Here is a 1,897-nt window from a genome sequence, read left to right on the forward strand (position 1 = left end):
CATCGATTACATGAATCCCACGGCGGAGGATCTGACGCAATGGACACTGGCTGAAGCGCGAGGGAGACATCTGGGGGATGTCTGCGTGCTTATCGACGAGAGCACCATGGAGGCGCTGCTTCTGCCGGCGAAAAAGGCGATGCGCGAAGACCGATTCATTGACTTTAGTGGCAAGAACGTGGCGCTTGTTCGCCGAGATGGTACATCGCTCGCGATCGAGGATTCAGCAGCACCAATGCATAACGAAGGCGGCCAGATCATCGGCGGCACAATGGTCCTTCGCGATGTGAGCAGCACGCGCCGCATGGCGCAGCGCATTACCTGGGCGGCCACGCACGACGCTCTCACCGACCTCGTGAATCGCCGTGAATTCGAGACGCGTGTCGAAATCGCGCTACTCAGCGCTCAGAATCTCTCGCGCCACCATGTGCTGTGCTATCTCGACCTCGATCAGTTCAAGATAGTCAACGACACCTGTGGCCACGCCGCTGGCGATGCGCTGCTCAAGCAGATCTCCGGCGTGCTGCTGGGCTGCTTGCGGGGAACTGATACGCTGGCGCGCCTGGGTGGAGACGAGTTCGGCGTGTTGCTCGAATGTTGCTCTCTAGATCGCGCACGCGTGATTGCAGACAATCTGCTGACGGCGGTCCGAGAGTACCGTTTCGTTTGGGACAGGCGTGCGTTTACGGTGGGGGTCAGCATAGGCGTGGTCGTCATCACTGCCGACACAGGCACCCGCGCCGAAATCTTTGCAGCGGCCGATAGCGCCTGCTACGCCGCCAAGGAGAACGGTCGCAACCGCATCAGCGTCTACGACAGCAGCGACGCCGATATGGCCCAGCGTCGCGCCGAAATGCATTGGGCCGCGCGGTTGACCAGGGCGCTTCAAGAAGATCGTCTGGTGCTCTACTACCAGCCGTATCTAGCTCTAGGCCTAGAAGCTGCGCACGGTCAGCATATAGAAGTGCTGTTGCGTTTGCTCGACGAAGAGGGCCAGCTGGTAGCGCCGGGCAGCTTCCTGCCTGCAGCAGAGCGCTACGGCATCATGCCGGCTATCGACCGTTGGGTAATCCGCTCCGTCTTTTCGCGCTACAAGCGTCTGCTGGCCGAAATGGGCGCTCCGCTGACTTGCGCTATCAACCTTTCGGGCACCACGCTCAATTCCGAGGGGATCTTGGAATTCATCCAGCAGCAGGCACAAGAGTTCGAGCTACCGCCAGGAGCCGTATGTTTTGAAATTACTGAGACCGCGGCCATCAACAACATGCGCCACGCCACCGAATTCATGCGGAAGGTGAAGGCACTGGGGTTTAGCTTTGCGCTTGACGACTTCGGTGTCGGTACCAGTTCGCTGGCGTACCTGAAGACATTGCCGGTGGACTACCTGAAGATCGACGGCAGCTTTATCCGCAACATCGTGAACGACTCCATCGACCGCGCCATGGTCGACACCATCAACCGCGTGGGCCACATCATGGGACTGCTGACGGTGGGCGAGTACGCCGAGAGCCAAACCGTGATCGACGAGTTACGCTCGCTGGGCGTGGACTTTGCTCAGGGCTATGCAGTGGCACGGCCGCAACCACTTCCAATGTCACACATCACATCGAGTTGATGGGTTGCCCGGTCTTGAAGAACGCATCCTAAACGCTGGTAGTCCGGTCTAGGCGACTGAACCCTTTGAGGATATTGAACCCGCCCGGCTTTAGTTGCGGCTGCAGTGCGATCCAAATCTGTGGCATCGCTGTCAAATTCGGATTCGCTCAATCTCATCGAGCGAAACCTGGTCCTGCCGCCGGTCATAGAGCCCTGTTGTTCGGGCGCTTTCGTGGTTGGCCATCTGCTGGGCCACTTCGAGCTTCCCACCGTTGCGCAGGTACTCGGTGATGCCGGTGGC

At 59.3% G+C, this 1,897-nt stretch carries 1 protein-coding gene; it reads left to right on the forward strand.

Features of this window, described 5'->3' with window-relative positions:
- The coding region (locus WBQ70_RS02240) for an EAL domain-containing protein (RefSeq protein WP_423909973.1) at positions 1-1,615 on the forward strand (1,615 nt) is incomplete at its 5' end.
- Positions 1,616-1,897 lie beyond the last annotated feature (282 nt).

Source organism: Flavobacterium sp., from assembly GCF_049590715.1.
In the GTDB taxonomy this organism is placed as follows: domain Bacteria; phylum Bacteroidota; class Bacteroidia; order Flavobacteriales; family Flavobacteriaceae; genus Flavobacterium.